At 68.4% G+C, this 15,604-nt stretch carries 14 protein-coding genes; 8 read left to right on the plus strand and 6 right to left on the minus strand.

All coding sequences use genetic code 11. The features are described 5' to 3' along the window. Window positions 1–17 precede the first annotated feature (17 nt). From nuoL to R4I43_RS14770, 5 genes are all read left to right on the plus strand, one after another. Complete coding sequence (gene nuoL, locus R4I43_RS14750; RefSeq protein WP_324266193.1) at window positions 18–2,000, plus strand: NADH-quinone oxidoreductase subunit L; 1,983 nt, start codon at window positions 18–20, stop codon at window positions 1,998–2,000. Window positions 2,001–2,049: 49 nt separating this feature from the next. Next, window positions 2,050–3,627, plus strand: coding sequence for an NADH-quinone oxidoreductase subunit M (locus R4I43_RS14755; protein ID WP_324266194.1), 1,578 nt, complete (start codon window positions 2,050–2,052; stop codon window positions 3,625–3,627). A 26-nt stretch (window positions 3,628–3,653) separates the two neighbouring features. After that, window positions 3,654–5,195 (plus strand): NADH-quinone oxidoreductase subunit NuoN, encoded by a 1,542-nt coding sequence (gene nuoN / locus R4I43_RS14760; protein WP_324266371.1) that lies wholly within the window; start codon window positions 3,654–3,656, stop codon window positions 5,193–5,195. Window positions 5,196–5,240: 45 nt separating this feature from the next. Then, window positions 5,241–6,269 carry a polyprenyl synthetase family protein gene (locus R4I43_RS14765; protein WP_324266195.1) on the plus strand — a complete coding sequence of 343 codons (1,029 nt, stop codon included), beginning with the start codon at window positions 5,241–5,243 and terminating at the stop codon, window positions 6,267–6,269. Window positions 6,270–6,406: 137 nt separating this feature from the next. Further along, window positions 6,407–7,366, plus strand: coding sequence for a sunset domain-containing protein (locus tag R4I43_RS14770; protein ID WP_324266196.1), 960 nt, complete (start codon window positions 6,407–6,409; stop codon window positions 7,364–7,366). A gap of 10 nt (window positions 7,367–7,376) precedes the next feature. Here the strand turns inward: R4I43_RS14770 and R4I43_RS14775 are convergent, their stop codons facing one another. Continuing rightward, window positions 7,377–7,820, minus strand: coding sequence for an Lrp/AsnC family transcriptional regulator (locus R4I43_RS14775; RefSeq protein ID WP_324266197.1), 444 nt, complete (start codon window positions 7,818–7,820; stop codon window positions 7,377–7,379). Window positions 7,821–7,894: 74 nt separating this feature from the next. Here R4I43_RS14775 and ddaH point away from each other — a divergent pair, with 74 nt between their 5' ends. After that, the gene (ddaH, locus tag R4I43_RS14780) at window positions 7,895–8,749 is read left to right on the plus strand and encodes a dimethylargininase (RefSeq protein ID WP_407691250.1); all 855 of its coding nucleotides are present in this window, start codon (window positions 7,895–7,897) and stop codon (window positions 8,747–8,749) included. A 49-nt stretch (window positions 8,750–8,798) separates the two neighbouring features. Here the strand turns inward: ddaH and R4I43_RS14785 are convergent, their stop codons facing one another. Further along, on the minus strand, window positions 8,799–9,707 hold the full coding sequence (locus R4I43_RS14785; protein WP_324266198.1) for a YceI family protein: 909 nt from the start codon (window positions 9,705–9,707) through the stop codon (window positions 8,799–8,801). Between the two features lie 195 nt (window positions 9,708–9,902). Here R4I43_RS14785 and htpX point away from each other — a divergent pair, with 195 nt between their 5' ends. After that, entirely contained in the window at window positions 9,903–10,778 is an 876-nt protein-coding gene (htpX, locus tag R4I43_RS14790; RefSeq protein ID WP_324266199.1) for a zinc metalloprotease HtpX, read from the plus strand. On the opposite strand, the gene rfbA is transcribed toward htpX, so the two are convergent. The 3 genes from rfbA to R4I43_RS14805 form a co-directional block, all read right to left on the minus strand. Further along, window positions 10,775–11,650: a glucose-1-phosphate thymidylyltransferase RfbA gene (gene rfbA, locus R4I43_RS14795; RefSeq protein ID WP_324266200.1), complete on the minus strand. Its 876-nt coding sequence runs from the start codon at window positions 11,648–11,650 to the stop codon at window positions 10,775–10,777. The two genes, htpX and rfbA, sit on opposite strands and share 4 nt — an antisense overlap. 70 nt (window positions 11,651–11,720) lie before the next feature. Further along, window positions 11,721–12,212: a YajQ family cyclic di-GMP-binding protein gene (locus R4I43_RS14800; RefSeq protein WP_093414257.1), complete on the minus strand. Its 492-nt coding sequence runs from the start codon at window positions 12,210–12,212 to the stop codon at window positions 11,721–11,723. Between the two features lie 47 nt (window positions 12,213–12,259). Next, window positions 12,260–12,652 carry a VOC family protein gene (locus R4I43_RS14805; protein WP_324266201.1) on the minus strand — a complete coding sequence of 131 codons (393 nt, stop codon included), beginning with the start codon at window positions 12,650–12,652 and terminating at the stop codon, window positions 12,260–12,262. A gap of 134 nt (window positions 12,653–12,786) precedes the next feature. Here R4I43_RS14805 and R4I43_RS14810 point away from each other — a divergent pair, with 134 nt between their 5' ends. Next, the gene (locus R4I43_RS14810) at window positions 12,787–13,170 is read left to right on the plus strand and encodes a VOC family protein (protein WP_324266202.1); all 384 of its coding nucleotides are present in this window, start codon (window positions 12,787–12,789) and stop codon (window positions 13,168–13,170) included. Between the two features lie 1,175 nt (window positions 13,171–14,345). Here the strand turns inward: R4I43_RS14810 and R4I43_RS14815 are convergent. Further along, window positions 14,346–14,948: an MmpS family transport accessory protein gene (locus tag R4I43_RS14815; RefSeq protein ID WP_324266203.1), complete on the minus strand. Its 603-nt coding sequence runs from the start codon at window positions 14,946–14,948 to the stop codon at window positions 14,346–14,348. Window positions 14,949–15,604 lie beyond the last annotated feature (656 nt).

The following is a 15,604-nucleotide window of genomic DNA, read 5'->3' on the forward strand; positions in this document are numbered from 1 at the left end:
GCGTGGTGACGGCAAAGATGCTTGAAACCGCAGCGGGGGTCGCCGACGCGACCGGTCCCGCGCAGTCCTACGCCTGGCTGCTGGTCGCGTTCCCGCTGGTGGGTGCCGCGATCCTGCTGATCGCGGGACGACGGGCCAACGGCTGGGGGCACCTGCTGGGTTCGGCCACGGTGATCGCCTCGTTCGTCTACGGGCTCTGGCTGTTCACCTCCGTCGCCGGCAGTCCTGAGAGCGAGCAGGTCCGCGAACTGCACCTGTTCTCCTGGATCCCGGTCAACGCGCTGCAGGTCGACTTCGGGCTCCGGCTGGACCCGCTGGCGATGGTGTTCGTGCTGCTGATCACGGGTGTCGGTTCGCTGATCCACCTGTACTCGATCGGCTACATGAGCCACGACCAGCAGGGCCGCACCGGTTCGGCCAACACCGAGCGCCGCCGGTTCTTCGGCTACCTGAACCTGTTCGTCGCCGCGATGCTGATCCTGGTGCTGGGCAACAGCTTCGTGACCCTCTACCTCGGCTGGGAGGGCGTCGGCCTGGCGTCCTACCTGCTGATCGGCTTCTGGCAGGGCCGTCCTTCGGCCGCGGCGGCGGCGACCAAGGCGTTCGTGATGAACCGGGTCGGCGACGTCGGCCTGGCGCTGGCGATCTTCCTGCTGTTCGCCAACCTCGGCACCACCCAGTACGCGGAGGTCTTCGCCCGCGCCGGTGAGCTCTCGCCGGGCGTCCTGCTGGCGATCACGCTCCTGCTGCTGCTCGGCGCCTGCGGCAAGTCCGGCCAGGTCCCGCTGCAAGCCTGGTTGCCGGACGCGATGGAGGGCCCGACCCCGGTCTCGGCGCTGATCCACGCCGCGACGATGGTCACCGCGGGCGTCTACCTGGTGGCCCGCTCCAACCCGCTGTTCTCGCTCTCGCCGGGCGGGCAGCTGGCCGTCACCATCGTCGGCGCGGTGACGCTGCTGGTCGGGTGCGTCATCGGCTGCGCCTACGACGACATCAAGAAGGTCCTCGCGTACTCCACGGTCAGCCAGATCGGCTACATGATGCTGGCCGTCGGGCTCGGCCCGGCCGGGTACGCGCTGGGCATCATGCACCTGCTGACCCACGGCTTCTTCAAGGCCGGGCTGTTCCTCGGCGCCGGTTCGGTCATGCACGGCATGAACGACGAGGTCGACATGCGCAAGTTCGGCGGCCTCGCCCGGTACATGCCGATCACCTTCGGCACCTTCGGGCTCGGCTACCTGGCGCTGATCGGGTTCCCGTTCCTGTCCGGCTTCTACTCCAAGGACGCCATCATCGAGGCGGCGTTCGGCCAGGAGGGCTGGCGCGGCTGGGTCTTCGGCGGCGCCGCGATGCTGGGCGCGGGCATCACCGCGTTCTACATGACCCGCCTGGTGCTGATGACGTTCTTCGGCGAGAAGCGCTGGAAGGACCTCAAGGCGAGCAACGGCCAGGACTTCCACCCGCACGAGTCGCCGGCGATCATGACCGCGCCGATGATCGTGCTGGCGGTCGGTTCGGTCGCGGCAGGCATGTTCCTGGCGGGCGGCGACCGGCTGGTGACGTTCCTGTCGCCGTCGCTGGGCGAGCTGCAGGAAGCCCACCACACCGCCATCCCGCACTCGCTGATCCCCGTTCTGACGGTGGGTCTTTCGGCGCTGGGCGCGCTGGTCGCGTGGCTGGTGGTGGGGCGCAAGCCCGTTCCGGTCGAGCGCCCGGCGAAGGTCTCGCCGGTGGTGCGCGCGGCCCGCGCCGACCTCGGCGGCAACAAGCTCAACGACCTGCTGGCGGTGCGCCCCACCTTCGGCCTGACCAAGGGGCTGCTCGTGGTCGACCGCCAGGGCGTCGACGGCACGGTCTCCGGCATCGCCTCGCTGCTGACGTTCAGCTCCGGCCGGATGCGCCGCTGGCAGACCGGGTTCGTCCGGTCCTACGCCCTGTCCATGCTCTTCGGCGGCATCGTCGTGATCGCCGCCCTGATGGCAGTGGGGATCCCGACATGACGACCTTGTGTGGATCTGTTCAGCCCAGTGAGCTCCGGGAGGAGATCCGATGACCCTGCTGCTCGCCCTGGTGCTGCTGCCGATCGTCGGCTCGGTGGTGGTGGCGTTGCTGCGCGGCAACACCGGCGCGGCGAAGTGGACCGCGCTCGGGTTCTCCCTCGCCGAGCTCGTGATCGCCGCGGCCGCCTGGTCCGCCTACGACCCGGCCGGCCCCCGGTTGCAGCTGACCAGCTCGATCCCGTGGATCCCGTCGTTCGACATCAACGTCTCGTTCGGCGTGGACGGCATCGCGCTGGTGATGATCGCGGTCATCGCCGTGCTGACGCCGCTGGTGCTGGCCTACAGCTGGGGTGAACGGCTGCCGGAGGGCCGCACGCACGGCGGGTTCTTCTCGCTGCTGCTGCTCGAGCAGGCGCTGACCGTCGCGGTTTTCGCCGCCACCGACGTGTTCCTGTTCTACGTGCTCTTCGAGATCATGCTGATCCCGATGTACTTCCTCATCGGCGGCTACGGCGGTGAGAAGCGCACCTACGCCGCGGTGAAGTTCTTCCTGTACTCGTTCCTCGGCGGCCTGATCATGCTGGCGTCGGCGATCGGCGCCTACAGCTACAGCGCGGAGGTCACCGGCGAGGGCACCTTCGACTGGGCCAAGCTCGTCCCGATCCTGTCCGACGCGCCGGTGAACGTGCAGATCTGGCTGTTCCTGGGCTTCTTCGTCGCGTTCGCGATCAAGGCCCCGCTGATCCCGTTCCACACCTGGCTGCCGGACGCCGCGCAGCAGGCGCCGATCGGCGTCGCGGTGATCGTGGTCGGCGTGCTGGACAAGGTCGGCACCTTCGGCTTCCTGCGCTACAGCCTGCCGCTGACCCCGCAGGCCTCGCAGCAGCTGGCGCCGCTGGTGCTGGTGCTGGCGGTGGTCGGGGTGCTCTACGGCTCGCTGCAGGCTTTCGGGCAGAGCGACCTCAAGCGCTTCATCGCCTACGTCTCCATCGCGCACTTCGGGTTCATCGCGCTGGGCATCTTCGCGTTCACCTCGCAGGCGCACGTCGGCGCGGTGTCGTACATGATCAACCACAGCATCGCCACGGGCATGCTGATCCTGGTCATCGGCATGGTCATCGTGCGCGGCGGTTCGACCCGGATCGCCGACTACGGCGGCATGGCGAAGGTGACCCCGCTGCTGGCGGGCACGCTGCTGATCGCCGGGCTGAGCACGCTGTCGCTGCCCGGGACCAACTCGTTCGTCAGCGAATTCCTCGTGCTGGTGGGCTCTTTCCCGACCCGCCCGGTGTTCACGGTGCTGGCCACGATCGGCATGGTGCTGGCCGCGGTCTACGTGCTGTGGCTGTACCAGCGCACGATGCAGGGCCCGGTGCGCGGCGACGCGCTGCTGGGCACCGCGACCGGTCCGGGGGCGGTGACCGACCCGAACCGCGAAGGCGCGCACCGGTTGCGGCTCGCCGACCTGGGCGCCCGGGAGATCGCCGTGCTGGCCCCGCTGATCGTGCTGATCATCGGGCTCGGCGTGTACCCGAAGCCGGTGCTGGACGTGATCAACCCGTCGGTCGCGGCAACCATCAGCGAGGTCGGCGTCACCGACCCCGTGACCTCGCAGGGAGGTAACTGACAGTGGTCAAGGGATTCCCGAGCCAGCTGGGTTCCGTCGAGATTCCGCCGATCGACTACGCGGCGATCGCTCCGGTGCTGGTGATCCTCGGTGCCGCCTGCGTGGCGATCCTGGTCGAGGCGTTCCTGCCCCGGCACCAGCGCTGGTCGGTGCAGGTCGGGCTGAGCCTCGCCTCGATCGTCATCGCCGGCATCGCGCTGGCGGTGTTCGCGCGGTCGGCCGGGACCGGTGTGACCACGCTGTCCGACGCGCTGGCCGTCGACCCGCCGACGCTGTTCCTGTGGGGCACGCTGCTGGCGCTCGGCCTGGGTTCGGTGCTGCTGATCGCCGACCGCTCGGTGGAGCCGGGCGGTGCGTTCGTCGCCGAGGCGAACCCGGCCGAAGGCCCCGGGACGATGAGCCGTGCGGCCGCGTCGACGACCGGGATGCGCACCGAGGTCTTCCCGCTGGCCCTGTTCTCCCTCGGCGGGATGATGGTGTTCTGCGCGGCCAACGACCTGCTGACGATGTTCATCGCGCTGGAAGTGCTGAGCCTGCCGCTGTACCTGATGTGCGGGCTGGCCAAGCGCCGCCGGCTGCTGTCGCAGGAGTCGGCCGTGAAGTACTTCCTGCTCGGCGCGTTCGCCTCCGCGTTCTTCCTCTACGGCCTCGCGCTGCTCTACGGCTACGCGGGTTCGGTGAAGCTGCAGGCCATCGCCGACGCCACCGCCGGTTCGGAGCGCTCGGACACGCTGCTGTTCGCCGGACTCGGGCTGCTGCTGGTCGGCCTGCTGTTCAAGGCCTCCGTCGGCCCGTTCCACACCTGGACCCCGGACGTCTACCAGGGCGCGCCGACCGCGGTCACCGGCTTCATGGCCGCCTGCACCAAGGTCGCCGCGTTCGGCGCGATCCTGCGCGTGCTGCAGGTCGCCTTCGAGGCGTCGAGCTGGGAGTGGCGCGGCGTGGTGTGGACGATCGCCGTGGTGTCGATGGTCATCGGTGTGGTGCTGGGCCTGACCCAGCGCGACATCAAGCGGATGATCGCCTACTCGTCGGTGGCGCACGCCGGTTTCATGCTGCTGGGCGCGCTCGCGCTGTCCGACCGCGGTCTGGCGGCCACGCTGTTCTACCTGCTGGCCTACGGGTTCACCACGATCGCCGTGTTCGGTGTGATCAGCCTCGTACGCCGTTCCGACGGTGAGGCAACTCACCTTTCGGACTGGGCGGGTCTGGCGAAGCGCTCGCCCCTGGTCGCCTGGGTGTTCACGTTCCTGCTGCTCGCCCTCGCCGGCATCCCGATGACCAGCGGTTTCGTCGGGAAGTTCGTGGTCTTCGAGGCCGCGCTGACCGACGGCATGGCACCGCTGGTCGTGGTGGCCCTGGTGGCCAGTGCAGTTGCGGCCTTCTTCTACCTTCGTGTCATCGTGCTGATGCACTTCCAAGAACCGGCTGCGGACGGCCCCACCGTCAGCGTGCCGGGGGCGTTCACGACGGCGGCGATCACGCTGGGCGTGGTCGTGACGCTGTTGCTGGGCGTGCTGCCGACGTTGGCTCTGGACTGGGCGAACGTCGGGGGCTTCGTGTCGTAGAGTTCGCCCGTAGGGCGATTGTGGGGGAGCGAAGGCGACGGTGACGTGAGCAGGCCAGCGGATGACCCGATCAGTGAACTGAACGCAGCCGGGTTGGGTGGTTTCCAGATCACCGACGCCGAGCTGGCCAGCTCGGTCAAGCAGGGCATGGCTCGCGTCGAGCAGTTGCTGCACGACGAGGTGCGCAGCGACCTCGACTTCGCCACACGCACCTCGCTGCACCTGGTGGACGCGGGTGGCAAGCGGTTCCGGCCGCTGTTCGTGCTGCTCGCCGCGCAGTTCGGCGACCCCACGACGGACGAGGTGGTCAAGTCCGGTGCCGTGGTGGAGATGATCCACCTCGCGACGCTCTACCACGACGACGTGATGGACGAGGCCACCATGCGGCGGGGCGCGACCAGCGCCAACGCCCGCTGGGACAACTCGGTCGCGATCCTCACCGGCGACTTCCTGTTCGCCAAGGCCTCCCAGCTGATCGCCGACCTCGGCGCCGAAGCGGTCCGCCGGATGGCGGCGACCTTCGAGGCGCTGGTCACCGGCCAGATGCGGGAGACCGAGGGCGTCCGGGAAGGCGACGACGCCGTCGAGTTCTACCTCAAGGTGATCTACGAGAAGACCGGTTCGCTGATCGCGACCGCCGGCCGGTTCGGCGCCTGGTTCTCCGGGGCCGACGAGGCGACGATCGAGTCGCTGGAGCGCATCGGCAAGCTCATCGGCACCGGGTTCCAGATCTCCGACGACATCATCGACATCGCTTCGCCGTCGAACGAGTCCGGCAAGACTCCGGGCACCGACCTGCGCGAGGGCGTCAAGACGCTGCCGATGCTCTACGCGCTTGCCGACGAGAACTGCCCGGAGCGGCTGCGGGACCTGCTGGGTCGTCCGCTGTCCTCCGACGCCGAGGTGGCGGAGGCGCTGGAGCTGCTGCGCGGTTCCCGAGGCCTGGAGCGGACTCGGGGGACGTTGCAGGAGTTCGCCGACGACGCGCGCAAGGAGCTCGCGTCGCTGCCCGACGTGCCGGCCCGGGAGGCGCTGTCCTCGCTGGTCGACTACGTGGTCGCCCGCACCTGGTGACGTGCTGCGCCGTCTGTCTTGAACTCGCCGTCCGAGTCACGAGCGGGTCAAAGAGGTACCGGGCGACGTCGCACGCGTGGTAGGAACCCGGGAGTGACCGGCGGAGCTGCTCGAGCCTCGGAGGAGGGACATCTCTCGTGATCACCTGGCTGTTCACCCAGGTGTGGCTGTGGAGCCTCGCCGCTTTCCTGCTGGGTGCGTTCGTGACCTGGGCCTTGTTCGTCCGGCCGCTGCGCCGCAGTCTCAAGGCGGAGCTGGCCCGGCCGCGCTACGCCGAACCCGTGCACGTCTACGACGAGCCGGTGTACGAGGAGTACGAGGACACCGCGTACGCCGACGAGCCGGTCGAGCACCAGCAGGCCCCGCTGGACCTGCTGGAACAGCCCCGGCAGTGGGAAGCCCCGGAGGAGCAGCAGCTCGACGAGTGGGACCGCAAGCCCCGCCCGTGGGTGGCGCCCGAGGCGGTCCGCAGCGCTCCTGCCGACACGCAGCGCCTCCCCGAGCCGGAACCGGAGCCGGTCCCGGAACCCGAGCCTGCCGGGGACAACACGTGGTTCCGCAACCCCGAGATCGAGGAGACCCGGGCCGAGCCGCGCCCGTCGCAGTTCCCGCGGGGAGCCGACGAGGAGGACTCCGGTCAGCTCTCGGGACAGCTCCGCTCCCTGTTCGAGCCGGAGTCGGCCGACACCCAGGAGCCCTACACGCCGCCGGTCGGCGCCGACGCCACCCAGGTCATCCCCGCGGTTCCGCCGGAGCAGGACAACCCGGCGGACATCAAGCTCGTGGACAACCCGGACGAGTCGGCTCCGCTGCCTCGCCGGACGCCGGGCGCCGGCCCCCACCCTGGGCGCGACACCAAGTGGGAACCCCCCTCGGAACAGCCCCCCGAGGCTCCGCAGGCCGCTCCCGCTCCTGCCAAGCCCTCGCCCACCGGCTCGTCCGGCCCGATGATCAAGGGCCACTCGGCTTCCCGCCAGTACCACACCCCGGACTCGCCGCAGTACGACCAGATCACCGCGGACGTCTGGTTCCGGACGCCCGCCGACGCCGAGATCGCCGGTTTCGAGTCCTGGCGCTCCACCAGCCGCGGCTCCTGACGCCCCGAGGTCAGTCGGCCTGGGGCTGGCGCTCCAGGAGGCGGGAGAGGACGACGGTGGAGACCGTGCGGGAGACGAAGTCGACCTCCCGGAGCCGTTCCATCGCTTCCTCGAGGTGGTGGATGTCGGCCGCCCGCAGGTGCACGATCGCGTCCGCCTGCCCGGAGACGGTGTAGGCGGCGACGATCTCCGGCAGCGGCTCCAGCCCGGTCCGGATCCGGTGCGCCGGGACGTTGCCGTGGCAGTGGACCTCCACGAAGGCCTCGGTTCCCCAGCCGAGCGCCTCCGGGTCGACCACGGCGGTGAAGCCCTGCAGAACGCCCTGGTCGAGCAGCTTGTCCACCCGCCGCTTCACCGCGGGCGCGGACAATCCCACGACCGATCCGATCTCCGCGTAGCTCGCTCGCGCGTCCGCGACCAGGTGCGAAATGATTCGTTGGTCCAAGGCGTCCATACGCAACATTCTGCCGCAAGGGGCGAACGGAGCAGCGTTGATGGTGGGTATCCATAGCGCTTAGATTTCGATTCATGACGGCAACAGCGGCGCGACCCGCCGAAACGCTCGCGGCCGAGCAGGCCACCACCCGCCACTTCCTGATGTGCCCGCCCACGTACTTCACCGTCGAGTACGTGATCAACCCGTGGATGAACCCGGACGAGCCGGTCGACGCGGCGCTGGCGATGGAGCAGTGGGAGGAGCTGAAGAACACCTACCTCCGGCTCGGCCACGCCGTGGACACCATCGAGCCGCAGCCCGGCCTGCCCGACATGGTCTTCGCCGCCAACTCCGGGACGGTGATCGAGGGCCGCGTGCTGGGGTCGAAGTTCCGCGCGCCCGAGCGCGCGGCCGAGGCCGAGCACTTCCGCCGCTGGTTCGTCGAGCACGGCCACCGCGACCTGGTGATGCCGACCCGGATCAACGAGGCGGAGGGCGATTTCGCCTGGACCGGCGAGGTCCTGCTGGCCGGGACCGGTTTCCGCACCGACCCCGCCGCGCACGCCGAGGCGCAGGAGGCGCTCGGGGTTCCGGTGGTCTCGCTGAACCTGGTCGACGAGCGCTACTACCACCTGGACACGGCCCTGTTCGTGCTGGACAAGGGGCCGAACGCGCAGATCGCCTACTACCCGGAAGCCTTCTCGGCGGGCTCCCGGCGGGTGCTGGCGCGGATGTTCCCGGACGCGGTGATCGCCGACGAGGCCGACGCCGCGTGCCTGGGTCTCAACGGCGTCTCCGACGGCCACCACGTGGTGCTGCCGACCGAGGCGACGGGCCTGGCCAAGCAGCTGGAGGACCGCGGCTACGAGGTGATCCGGCTGGACGTCTCGGAGCTGCGCAAGTCCGGCGGCGGTCCCAAGTGCTGCACGATGGAGCTGCACTCCTGACCTAGAGGAACGGCTGCGCAACGACGTTGCGCAGCCGTTCCGCACCTCGTCACTCCATGACGGCCTGGACGCCGAGCTCGATGCTGATCGTCGGGCCGACCACCGCGATGCCCTTGGCCAGTGTCGCCTGCCAGTTCACCGAGTAGTCCTCGCGGCGCAGGATCGCCTTGGAGTCGCAGGCGACCCGCAGGTCGCCGTCGAAGCCCGGGCCTTGGAACCTGCGCTGCCCCAGGTAGACGGTCTCCAGGTCGACGGGGCTGGTGGTGCCGCGCAGGGTGAGCCGGCCGCTGACGTTCCAGCGGTCCGCGCGCACGTGGGTCAGCCGCTCGCTGCGGAAGTAGACCTTCGGGTGCGAGTCGACGTCGAGGAAGTCCGCGGACCGCAGGTGGTCGTCGCGCATCTTCACGCCGGTGTCGATGGAGGCGGCCTCCATCACGCATTCGATCTGGGAGTCCTCGAACCGGGGCGCGACCTCGATCACGCCGTCGAACTCCTTGAACATCCCGTGGATCTTGGACATCCCGATGTGCTGGGCCACGAACCGGATCTCGGTGTGGTACGGGTCGAACCGGTACCGGCCGGGCTGCGGCAGCTCCAGCGAGTCGTCGGCCTGCATGCCGATGCTGCCGAGCGGGGAGTGCTGGTTGACCTGCACCTGAACTCGGGTGCTGAACCGGCGGTAGCCGCCGGAGCTGATCGACAACCGATGCGTGCCGGGGGCGACGGAGAGCGCGAAACCGCCGTAGGAATCGGTCTTCGACTCTCCGATAACCTGGTTCAGCCGGTCGACGAGGGTGACGCTCGCGCCGGGGAGGAGCGCGCCGCGCTCGTCGTGCACCTGACCGCTCACCAGACCGCTGTCCAGCGGCGTGGGGTGCAGGGAAATACCGCCGCGGGGGGAGCGCGCCGGGGTGCCGGGGCTGGCCGACAGCAGTCGGCGCAGCTTGGCGAAAACCATTGGGGATCCCTTCTGCTCATCCTCCGGGAGGGGGAACCGGAGGATGACTTTCAGATTCATCTGCTAGACCTTTCAGCCTAGATCGAAGCCCAATTTCATCCGATCGGTGGGTGGAGTTGCATTCGGCACATCCGTTCAGCGGAACCAGCCGTCGGGCCCGAGCGTTTTCCAGTTGAATCACGGGCGGAGGCAGAGGTGCGCAGTCATTTCAACGGTCTGAAAACCGCAGTGCTGCTCGGCGGCATGAGCGCGCTGGTGCTGATGGTCGGTGCGATCTTCGGACGGGCCGGACTGGTCATCGCGCTGGTGGTGGCGCTGGGCATGAACGGGTTCGCCTACTTCAACTCGGCGAAGATGGCGTTGCGCTCGATGCGCGCCCGGCCGGTGTCGGAGGCCGAGCAGCCGGCGATGTACCGGATCGTGCGGGAGCTGGCGACGTCGGCGCGGCAGCCGATGCCCGCCCTGTACGTCAGCCCGACCCGCGCCCCGAACGCGTTCGCCACCGGCCGCAACCCGCGCAACGCGGCGGTGTGCTGCACGACGGGGATCCTGGAGCTCCTCGACGAGCGCGAGCTGCGCGCGGTGCTCGGGCACGAGCTCTCGCACGTCTACAACCGCGACATCCTGATCTCCAGCGTCGCCGGTGCGCTGGCCAGCGTGGTGACGTTCCTGGCGAACTTCGGGATGTTCTTCGGCATGTTCGGCGGCAACGACGAGGACCGCCCGAACCCGTTCGCGATGCTGCTGGTCGCGCTGGTCGGCCCGATCGCGGCGGCGGTGGTGCAGATGGCGGTGAGCCGGTCCCGCGAGTACCAGGCCGACGCCTCGGGCGCTCAGCTCACCGGCGATCCGCTGGCCCTGGCTTCGGCGCTGCGCAAGCTGGAGAGGGGCACCAGGGCGGCTCCGCTAGCCCCGGAGCCGCAGCTGGTGTCGCAGTCGCACCTGATGATCGCCAACCCGTTCCGCCCGGGCGAGCGCCTGACCAAGCTGTTCTCCACGCACCCGCCGATGGCCGACCGGATCTCCCGCCTGGAGGGGATGGCCGGGCGGCAGCTGCCGCCGATCCACTAGGCACCCGCTTTGCGGGCGACCTCCATGACGTACTCGCCGTAGCCGGACTTGGCCTGCTTCGCGCCCAGCTCGTAGCAGGCCTCGGCGGAGATGAAGCCCATCTTCAGCGCGACCTCCTCCAGGCACGCGATCCGCACCCCGGTGCGGTGCTCGAGCACCTGCACGAACTGCCCGGCCTCCAGCAGCGAGTCGTGGGTGCCGGTGTCCAGCCAGGCGAAACCGCGGCCGAGCTCGGTCAGGTGCGCGCGGCCCTCGCGCAGGTAGGCGAGGTTGACGTCGGTGATCTCCAGCTCGCCGCGCGCCGACGGCGTGAGCCCCTTGGCGATGTCGACGACGGCGTTGTCGTAGAAGTACAGCCCGGTGATGGCCATGTTCGACTTGGGCTCGGCGGGCTTCTCCACGATCGACAGCAGCTTGCCGTCGCCGTCGACCTCCCCGACCCCGTACCGCTGCGGGTCCCGCACGGGATACCCGAACAGGGTGCATCCGCGCAGGTCACGAGCGCAGTCGCGGAGGATCCCGGAGAAGCCCTGGCCGTAGAAGATGTTGTCGCCGAGCACCAGCGCCACCGGCTGGTCGGCGACGAAGTCGGCCCCGATCACGAACGCCTCGGCCAGCCCGTTGGGCTGCGGCTGCTCGGCGTAGGAGATGTCCAGCCCGAACTGCGACCCGTCGCCCAGCAAGCGCCGGAACAGCGGGAGGTCCGACGGGGTGGAGATGAGCAGGACGTCGCGGATCCCGGCCAGCATCAGCACCGAGATCGGGTAGTAGATCATCGGCTTGTCGTAGACCGGGAGAAGCTGCTTCGACACGGCCTGGGTGAGCGGGTGCAACCGCGTCCCGCTGCCGCCGGCCAGCACGATCCCCTTCACGAAGCCCCTTCCCGAGCAGCTTCCCGCCCTGCGCGCAGCGACGAGCGCTGCGCGCGGAGGGGGACGCTGATCACCGGTAGTTCTCGAACTGCAGGGCCACGTCGAAGTCCGAGGACTTCAGCAGCGAGATGACGGCCTGCAGGTCGTCCTTCTTCTTGCCGGACACGCGCAGCGCGTCACCTTGGATCTGCGCCTGCACGCCCTTGGGCCCCTCGTCGCGGACCTTCTTGGAGATCTTCTTCGCGATGTCCTGCGAGATACCCTGCACGATCTTGCCGGTGACCTTGTAGATCTGGCCGGAACTCGCCGGTTCGCCCATGTCCAGGGCCTTCAGCGAGATGTTCCGCTTGATCAGCTTCTCCTTGAAGACGTCGATCGCGGCCTTGCAGCGCTCCTCGGTCTCCGACTCCAGGACGACGGCGTCCTCGCCGGACCAGGAGATCTTGGTCCCGGTGCCCCGGAAGTCGAACCGGTTGGCCAGCTCCTTGGCCGCCTGGTTCAGCGCGTTGTCCACCTCCTGGTGATCCACCTTGCTGACCACGTCGAAGGACGGGTTTGCCACCTTGACTACCTCCCAGTTGAGCCGCTGTTCAGGTCTGCCTGAACACGCTACCGGGGTCCGAGGAGATCCCACTTGTTACCCGCGATGTCGCGGAAGACGACGACCCGCCCGTAGGGCTCGGTCCGAGGCTCGCCGAGGAACTCCACCCCGGCCTCGACCATCCGCCGGTGGGTCGCCTCGAAGTCATCCACCTGCAGGAAGAACCCCACCCGACTCCCGGTCTGGTTCCCCACGGCCGCGACCTGAGCGTCCCCGTCGGCCTTCGCCAGCAGCAACCCGGTCCCGGCGCCCGGAGGCCGCACCACGACCCACCGCTTCTCCCGCCCGTCGTTGGTCAACGAAGGCGAGTCCTCCACCAACTCGAACCCCAGAACACCCACGAAGAACTCAACAGCCCGGTCGTAATCCGCCACGACGAGCGAAACCAGAGAGATCTGCATCCACCCATCCTCACCCCACTCCCCGACGAGAAGACTCCGACGAGCAGTCCTCCGGCGACAACGATGATTCTCTCCGTCGCAGTCGGTCCAAACTGATGTGCCTGATCGACCAATGAGTGAGGCCACCAGGAGGAGTGACGGATGGGACTATCACCGACCTCATCGCCGGGGTCCCAGTATCCGATCTTGACGCCGGCATTGAGTGGTACACGCGGTTCTTCGGACGAGCACCGGACATGCGCGTCGGCGATGAGGTTCTCTGGGACGTCGCCGAGCATGCCACGCTCTTCATCGAGCCGAACGCTCCGCAGGCGGGCGCGGGTCGTATCACCTTCGCCGTCGCCGGGCTCGACGCGCTCCTCGAGCGCCTCACCAGACAGGGCATCGAGCACAACCCGATCGAGACCTACTTGAACGGCGTGCGCCACGTGAAGATTTCCGATCCGGATGGAAACGCGATCGCCTTCGCTGAGCCCCCCGACGCGGCGAGCGCGTCACCGCGGCAGGTCCGAGGCTGAACCCCGGTGGTGGGGCGACCGCAGCCCGGTCTCCATTGCGCCACCAGCGCGGTCTACGACCGGGCCGTCGCGCGCCACTGGCGGTCAGGGCGCAGTCCGCGGCCAGCTCGACCGCGTGCTGACTGGCATCGCGGGAGGCGCCGACCTGCAGCACCAGGCTCGGCAACGAGAGCATTACGCATGTGTAATCACCTCAAGACCAGTCTCCGCAGATGCCGTCCGGGGCGTGAAGGGGCGAAGGGCCTCCGGAGGGCCAGCCAGCCGTGGGAACACGCGGTCCGTCAGCGAGTGGAACAGGCACTAGGCCCGGCCTGATCTTTGGGCGTGTATTCGGCGTGGATCGTCCTATACGGCCGGACCGCACCGGACACAGCCGGACCGCAAAGCAAAGACCCCGTGACCGCTTTCGCTGGTCACGGGGTCTTCTTCCTGCTCGTGCCGGGTGGAGGGTTCGAACCTCCGAAGGCAATGCCGGCTGATTTACAGGCTCTCGGCCAGTTGCCTCCTGACCAGGCTTTTTGTCGCCGTCTTCCGTCGTTTGGACGCGCATTTGCCGTGCATGGTCACGTGCCGACTCCTATGACGCGTCCATTCCGCTCGCCCGATCACAGCGTCTCCCCTGCTCAGGCGATTCGCACCGGACGCTCATGGAGGAGTTGGGCACGCCGGCCGTGCTGGCCGACGAACGGATCGGTCACACGGACACATCGGTCCAGCGGCGCTAGACGCACGTGACCGCCGAGATGCGGGCGAGGCTGGACGAGGGGCTGATCCGTTGTTGGGAAGCAAGCCCTGGACACCCGACTTGCGGTCTCTCAGTACTCGTCGGTGTCTATCCTGGACGAGCTTCTGCAGGCTCGGCTAGGGGTCTGAGGAACATCGGAACGAAGAACAGCGCTAAAGCCTCGTCGGGCCCCTGGTCGCCGTTCGGCTCTGCTGCTTCGCAGGTTTTGGCACAGATGACGCTCTACTATCCGCACCACCGTTGATCGCGTCCTGTGCGGGACGCCCTCGCGGCGACGTGTGAAGCGGCCCTGCCTCGACGCTCCCCGCAGCAACCTCCTGCGTTCGCCCAGTCACAGCGCAGCTGCGTCGAACAGCGCTTTCGGCCCGTCACCGGTGGTCTACGGCGCGGGCACCGATCCACTCGCTCAGCTCAGTCATGTGGGAAAGGGTCAGTACATCTTCGAACAGGAAACCGAGGCGAATTGGCCCTGAGCGCTCTGCTCGTCCACCACCTCGCCGTTACGGATGATGCGGCAGCCGACCGAGCCGGAATCGCCCTGGCCGCCTTCCATGTATGACTCAACGGACGGGGACCGGCTCACCGAAACGGAGACGTAGCCCTCCTTGAGATCCACCCGGTGTGGCAACTCCACGGTGTTGGAGCTGTGCCCCTGGTCGAAGACCGAGACCATCGCTTGCCCGTCACCGAAGACCTCCGCGTAGGAGGGTCCGGCCTGAACGGGAGCAGGCGCCGGCCCTTCCTGGGGGACGGCGGGCGGTCCGGCCGGAGCCGCTGGCGGTGGTGTGTTGAAGGTCTTGTCCATGTGACTGGCGAAGCTCGCCCAGGCGATGATGGAGAACACCACGGCGGCCACACCCAGGAAGAACCCGACCTTGGTCACCCCCGGATTGGAGATCTCGCCCTTGTGGGCCTTGGCCCACCCGAGAGCCCCGAAAACAACGGCGATCAGGCCGAGGATGAATCCGATGAACCCGACGAACGGAATCCAGGACAAAACGATTCCAATGATGCCTGTGACCAGGGCAGTCACGCCGTACCCAGCGTGTCCCGGGACGTGAGGGACCTGCCCCGCAGGAGGAGTAGCGGAAGTCATGACCAATTCCAATTCTGTGTGCGTGCGTGCGCGAAGAATCGGAGGTTTGTTACATCCCGCTTCTGGGTTAATGGAGCACATGGCCCTAGCGGTAGTGCCAGGGTCCTAAGTCCGTCGTCGCCCAGCGTGTCGTGATCAGGGATTGCGCCGCGCCATGCCTGAGGGGGCGGGCCGGACTAAAAGTGCCCGACGAGCCACCCTGACCAGGCGAAACCAGGCGGAGGCTTTCGCCGCGCCCCCTACGGAAGAAGCGCGGAAACAGGTCCCCACACCAACTTTCTCCGCACTTCTTCCGCACCAACCCCGGAAGAAGCACCAGCACCAAGCGAGCTGGTGATCGCTCCGGAGTCGCCGTCGCCGGTGCCGTAGCCAATCGAGGTGTGCGGGACGGCGTTCGCGCCCAGCTCGGGCAGCGTCGGGTCCGAGGGCGTCGGTGATGGCACCGCGGATCGTCTCGACCATCGCGCGCCACTGGCGGTCCATGCCGCAGTCCACGGCCAGCTCGACCGCGTGCTGGCTGGCACCGCGCGAGGCGCCGACCTGCAGCGTCAGGCTCGGCAACGAGGGTTCTTGGTACGGCTCCCTTTTCGGAT

Origin of the sequence: Saccharopolyspora mangrovi, from assembly GCF_035320975.1 — a bacterium.
GTDB classification, from domain to species: domain Bacteria; phylum Actinomycetota; class Actinomycetes; order Mycobacteriales; family Pseudonocardiaceae; genus Saccharopolyspora; species Saccharopolyspora mangrovi.

What these genes read in the sequence shown, in the direction of transcription:
- R4I43_RS14785 (WP_324266198.1), bottom strand. Translation starts at nt 9,707, where the DNA reads ATGGTTTTCGCCAAGCTGCGCCGACTGCTGTCGGCCAGCCCCGGCACC.
- R4I43_RS14775 (WP_324266197.1), bottom strand. Translation starts at nt 7,820, where the DNA reads ATGGACGCCTTGGACCAACGAATCATTTCGCACCTGGTCGCGGACGCG.
- R4I43_RS14755 (WP_324266194.1), top strand. Translation starts at nt 2,050, where the DNA reads ATGACCCTGCTGCTCGCCCTGGTGCTGCTGCCGATCGTCGGCTCGGTG.
- nuoL (WP_324266193.1), top strand. Translation starts at nt 18, where the DNA reads ATGCTTGAAACCGCAGCGGGGGTCGCCGACGCGACCGGTCCCGCGCAG.
- R4I43_RS14805 (WP_324266201.1), bottom strand. Translation starts at nt 12,652, where the DNA reads ATGCAGATCTCTCTGGTTTCGCTCGTCGTGGCGGATTACGACCGGGCT.
- ddaH (WP_407691250.1), top strand. Translation starts at nt 7,895, where the DNA reads ATGACGGCAACAGCGGCGCGACCCGCCGAAACGCTCGCGGCCGAGCAG.